General features: G+C 45.9%; 5 protein-coding genes and 1 pseudogene. 2 read left to right on the top strand and 4 right to left on the bottom strand.

What is annotated here, in order from left to right; all coding sequences use genetic code 11:
* The first annotated feature begins 391 nt into the window (after positions 1-391).
* Positions 392-1,627: an ISL3 family transposase gene (locus tag KDK15_RS13310; protein ID WP_257295872.1), complete on the top strand. Its 1,236-nt coding sequence runs from the start codon at positions 392-394 to the stop codon at positions 1,625-1,627.
* A 2-nt stretch (positions 1,628-1,629) separates the two neighbouring features.
* On the opposite strand, the gene brxC is transcribed toward KDK15_RS13310, so the two are convergent.
* Genes brxC through KDK15_RS13295 form a run of 3 tightly spaced genes read right to left on the bottom strand, consistent with a single transcriptional unit; the run spans position 1,630 to position 4,062 of the window.
* The gene (gene brxC, locus KDK15_RS13305; RefSeq protein ID WP_257295871.1) at positions 1,630-3,198 is read right to left on the bottom strand and encodes a BREX system P-loop protein BrxC; all 1,569 of its coding nucleotides are present in this window, start codon (positions 3,196-3,198) and stop codon (positions 1,630-1,632) included.
* Positions 3,199-3,241: 43 nt separating this feature from the next.
* The gene (locus KDK15_RS13300) at positions 3,242-3,823 is read right to left on the bottom strand and encodes a DUF1788 domain-containing protein (protein ID WP_257295870.1); all 582 of its coding nucleotides are present in this window, start codon (positions 3,821-3,823) and stop codon (positions 3,242-3,244) included.
* On the bottom strand, positions 3,820-4,062 hold the full coding sequence (locus KDK15_RS13295; RefSeq protein WP_373691372.1) for a BrxA family protein: 243 nt from the start codon (positions 4,060-4,062) through the stop codon (positions 3,820-3,822). The genes KDK15_RS13300 and KDK15_RS13295 overlap by 4 nt, the downstream gene beginning before the upstream one ends.
* A 1-nt stretch (position 4,063) precedes the next feature.
* On the opposite strand from KDK15_RS13295, the pseudogene KDK15_RS13290 reads away from it, so the two are divergent.
* Positions 4,064-4,165: pseudogene (locus KDK15_RS13290) on the top strand (transposase); the annotation flags it as partial.
* 740 nt (positions 4,166-4,905) lie between these two features.
* Here KDK15_RS13290 and KDK15_RS13285 read toward each other — a convergent pair.
* Entirely contained in the window at positions 4,906-5,073 is a 168-nt protein-coding gene (locus tag KDK15_RS13285; RefSeq protein WP_373691373.1) for a transposase zinc-binding domain-containing protein, read from the bottom strand.
* Between the last annotated feature and the right edge of the window lie 57 nt (positions 5,074-5,130).

The raw sequence follows: 5,130 nt of genomic DNA, 5'->3' as shown, positions 1-5,130 counted from the left end.
GATTGGATTAATGACAGGGTAATGCAGGTTATCACCAGCAATTCCCGATGAATCACTAAGCCCCACAGCCGCAACAGTCCCAGAGGTGGAATAAAAACAGAGCCCGCGCAATTTATCCACTAAAATAATCTCTTATCAAACCAGTGTCGTTGGGTGGGTTATGGGTACAGCCATTCAGAAACAAGTCAGGCAACTTAGTGCCACGTACTTGATAAAAAAAGTATCAGAATGCTTTGAAGGGATAGAATACCATCGTACTAATAAGAGCCCTATTCCATTTCCTAACTTTTTAAAATCTGCTTTTGCCATGATGCATCAAAAGCATGGGCTCTTCCTCATTTTGAGTGGGTGATTTAGTATATTCTGAACCACTCAGAGCAAGGATGCCGAGATGCGTGATAAGCAACTGTATGCCAAAATACTTGGACTTAAAAAACCGTGGTATGTCGAGGATGTCGAACTCTCAACTTCAGAAGGTGAAGTAGAGGTATTCATCCAACACGATGGGAAAAAAGCCTGTAAATGCAGTGTTTGTGACACCATCTGTCCAGGTTATGATCATGTCATTCAAAGCTGGAGACACTTGAATACCTGCCAATTTAAAACCATCCTTGTTGCCCGTGTACCCCGTACTAATTGTCCTGAACATGGTGTATTAGCAACCCGGGTTCCCTGGGCTGAATCAGGCTCCCGATATACGGCTCTGTTTGAAGCCCTGATTATTGACTGGTTAAAAGAGGCCTCCGTTAAGGCTGTTGGACAACAGATGAGGCTTAGTTGGAATGCCATTGACGGTATTCAGCAGCGTGCCGTTAAACGAGGCCTGGAGCGTAGAAAAACCAAACCGCCGAAGAGAATAGCTGTCGATGAAACCTCATTTCAAAAGCGCCATGAGTATGTGACCGTAGTGACTGATCACATTGAAGGCGTTGTCACTCATGTCTCTGATGATCGCAAAGCAGACAGCCTCAATGAGTACTTTGATACCCTGTCCGATGAGGAAAAAGGAGGCATTGAATGTGTCACTATGGATATGTCTAAGGCCTATATAAAATCGGTTAAACAGAATGTCCCTGAAGCAGATCAACGCATCGCTTTTGATAAATTTCATGTTGCCCAGTCTCTTGGGCAAGCCGTCAACAAAGTACGTATTGATGAGAACGTAGCCCTTATAAAACAGGGCTCAAACCTTCTCAAGGGAACCCGGTACAATTGGTTAACCAACCCTGAAAACATGACCGTTGAGCAATGGGACGACTTTGAACCCCTGCGTAGCTCCAAATTAAAAACCGCCCGGGCATGGGCGATTAGAGAGCTGGCCATGACACTTTGGGATTACAAGTCACGGGCATGGGCTATGAAGGCTTGGAAGCGATGGTTGAGCTGGGCCCTGCGGTGTCGACTTGAGCCAGTCAAGAAGGTAGCAAGGATGATCAAGGAACATTTATGGGGCATTATCAATGCGATCGTTCTGAATGCTAATAATGGTCGTGCAGAGGGTATAAACAGTAAAATCCAAAGCCTGAAAAACAGGGCTTGTGGCTACAGGTGCAGAGAGCGATATAAGACAGCAATCTACTTTCATCTTGGCGGATTAGATCTGTATCCCAGTGGGCTGAATCGATAAAATCACCCACTCAAACAGGGGAAGCTCCGGTTATTAACCGTGCCGGGAATCTGATCGACGTAACGAATCAAAAACAGTGTCCGCAATAACTGAGAATCGAAAGGGTCAACGGTTAAGACATCGTCACCATTTCTCACTGTCTTGGTAACAACGGTGTTCAGAGTGTTTTCAATTGCACCATAGAAGCGCCAGAGTGGAGCAAGTACGCCAATCGCATCGTTCATGATGGAAGTAGCGGCTCCCTGGAAAGCGCCCAGCAATGAACGCTCACCACGACTGGTTTTACCACCCGTCATTTTCACTTCGCGCAGTCGTTCAAAGATTTTCTGAACCAATCGGTACTGATAAGGAATAAACGGATAGTGAGCTACGAATTCATCAGCACTTTGATAGTTTTTCAATGTCATGTTGGCATCAGAAAAACTCAGCTGGTGGCGCAGAATATCGCCCTTTTCTGCATAAATTGCTTTCAGCTCTGCTTCTGGACCTTCTTTTTTCTCCAGCAAACGGTGCTGTATCACTTCATCGGTTCGGGTACTGCCCAGTGATATCCGGGTAGCAAAGCGGCCCTGAATTTTAGAAAAATCCTTGTCTTCCTGGTCTCTTAAACCACCGATAACTTCGCTCATATCCTCCTGGGCTGTGACCATGACCCATGCCCGGCCACCGCAGTAGGAACCCAGATTTTCTACCACTGTCTGCAGATTCAGCATCAGGCTGGAATCTTTACCAACAAACTGACTTATTTCATCCATCATGAAATAGATGCGTTCATTAGGGCCTTTACTATCGAGGTAGTCACGCACATCTTCCGCAAATTTTTCAGGGCTCAATGTAAAAGAATCATCCCGGTTGTTCAGCCAGTGCTCCATAATCTCCGGATTCTGACCAAGAACCGTTCCCAGTGCCTGAGCTATTTCTTTACTTTTGAAGCGATAGCCTTTGCGCTTTTCAACCCATTGATCACCACCGGTGGTGCGGGCAAACTCATCCTGAAATGCCTGATATAACCCTTCTTTTTCCAGCTGTCTTTCAATGGCTGCAATGTGAGGGTAATCCCGGCAATAACCGCACACTTTATCATTGAAAACATTCACAAACACTTTAAGCAGCGCATCTTTTCCTTTTTTGGCATCCGATTTACTGTCAACATTGAACAGTACCGCATGACCGCTGGACTGACTGATCTTCCAGATATTATCGATGATGGCTTCGCAGTGAGGCTTGTCCTTGAAGAATTCCCAGGGGGCTTTAGTTTCACCCTCATAGGTCACCTGTTTATTGCCGAGCAGATAACTGATAATTTTTAATAAATGCGATTTACCCGATCCAAAAAAACCGGTTATCCAGACACCATTTTCATTTTCAGCATCTCTGGGATTATCGAGAGCAGGAATAAAATTACCAAAAAAACGGTTGAGCTCCCTGCTGATTTCAGAGGTAACGACGTATTCTTTGAGTTCCTGCCAAACTGTTCTGTCATCAGTTATATCAGCTTTTACGGTATCATTGATCTTGCGATCGATATCGTCTTTAAACAGGCTCTTAATCACCATAAGAGAGCCCTCCAAGGCAAAATTCCGTGAGCCCGCCATAGCGTAAACTCAATGCAGGTTATGTCAGCAGATGATGGGTGCGGTAATGATGCTCTTCTCTGAACATGCTGAACAGTTTGAACGCCACTTCGTTGTATTCACCCGGAAAAAAGAGCACTACAGTGATGTCAGTCAGCCGTGATTGCAAAGCACTCAAGAGAGAGTGAATACAAATCATTGGCCAGGCACTGCCTACCCCGTGTATAAATAAAAGGTTACAGTCTGACTCAGACAGTTCTTCGGAAATACGATCCGAAAGGTACTCCGCATTGGCTACTCCTTCCAACGCATCCACCAGTGCGTCGTTGCCCTCCGCCAACTGAAGCTCCAGGGCTCCCTCAAAATACCCATCCTGACGGAGCCCATTAATGACCATCTCAAACAGGTTCAGAGTCTCAGGGATAACACCTTGAGAGTCAGAACGCTTGGATAACTTGGGCATGATGGTACCAAGCAAGTAATCCCTAACCTCCAACTCCCTGAATGGCTCATAATCGAAAACAAAATAAGGTTCTTCAACCCCAACACCGCGACCTGAAGCAAACTCTCTTTGCTTTACTCTGTTGTAAAGTTCACCAAGGGAGTCCTGAAAGTTGTTCATGGTTCAAACACCTTCAAAGCGCTGAGCACACTGAACTCTTTGCGCTCGGTCAGATAATCAATAACCGAAGGTTCAAGCTGCACCCGTTGAATAACAGGTTTTCGTGTATCATTTATATATCCAGCTTCATGAAGAATACTGAAAACCGTTGTACCAATCCTGATCACTGTCGACTCAGACCAAGGCTTCATCTCCGGGTCTCTTGTGTAACTTGATAGCCAGAGCTTTGTTCCATACAAACTGGTTGTTCATTTGGTGTTCACGACAAAGTACAGACGGAAACTATTCGACGGTTACATGATCCAGCAGTTACGGGAATCGTTCGAGAGTGCGTGTGAAAAACCTCAAAACACCAGTGCAGGCCGAATTTCCCAAATAGCAGATGCTGAGATTGATCCAACAATTGGCGAAGCTGGTCATGCATTATCCAATGAGCGGGCAGATTTTGGTCTGGAGAAACGCCAAATCACCCTGTCTTCGCCCCATAAGATCACTGACCTCAAACAGAGTAAACAAAAGAAGGATCAGCTTATAATTCTCGAGGAGAAAATCCAGACCGCAACTGAAAAGCTGACCCTCACGACCCAGAATAGTTCAGAGCAGTGTCAGCAAATCAAGACCCTCATCAACTCCTATATGGATGAACTCGAGATGATGGACGATCCACCCTGCACGACCCGGCAACTGGCTTTGTTTCGGGACTACCTGCAAGAGCAATTGGCTCCCATGCCCACTGTCCGCAAAGGTTTTCTCCGCTCCAACCCAAATACCAACCAGCGCTTTCTCAGTAAAATGGCGGACAAAATCAACGATAAGATTATTGCTACTATACAAGCTCCAGACCATATTTTTGAGGATCTGGCCATACCGGCTGAGATTGAAAGGAAGATGCGAACCTCCAGTGACAGTTGCCATGAAAGCGATATAGTCGCCATGAAAGCCGATTTAGATAAAAAAGGTATACTTGTCATCCCCAACCAGATCGGTGTCGATTTGATCAGAAACCAGCAAAAAGAAAGAATTGACCCTGGCTTTCCCAGGCTGGTATCAAGAACAAACGCAAAAACGGTGGGGGACGAAGACTACATGATGAAGGTGCCTGGACTGATTAATATGTGATCATGTTTCTGTTTTTGCCGTTGCAACCATTCGCTGGTATCGGTGTTCTGACAGCGGTTGCAGTGACGATGCCCGCAGGACATGGGCTTTTGATCCCGTGTCTCGCAGCCGTTGCACTCCAACAAGGTCATAGCGGCTGCCGGCGTTCGACAGTGCTGTATCGCTTGCAGTGCTTTGATATGGCCAGG

The sequence above is a fragment of the Endozoicomonas sp. YOMI1 genome, from assembly GCF_024606345.1.
Classification (GTDB): domain Bacteria; phylum Pseudomonadota; class Gammaproteobacteria; order Pseudomonadales; family Endozoicomonadaceae; genus Endozoicomonas.
The sequence above is the reverse complement of the archived record's forward strand: the minus strand, read 5'-3'. Positions and strand labels throughout refer to the sequence as shown.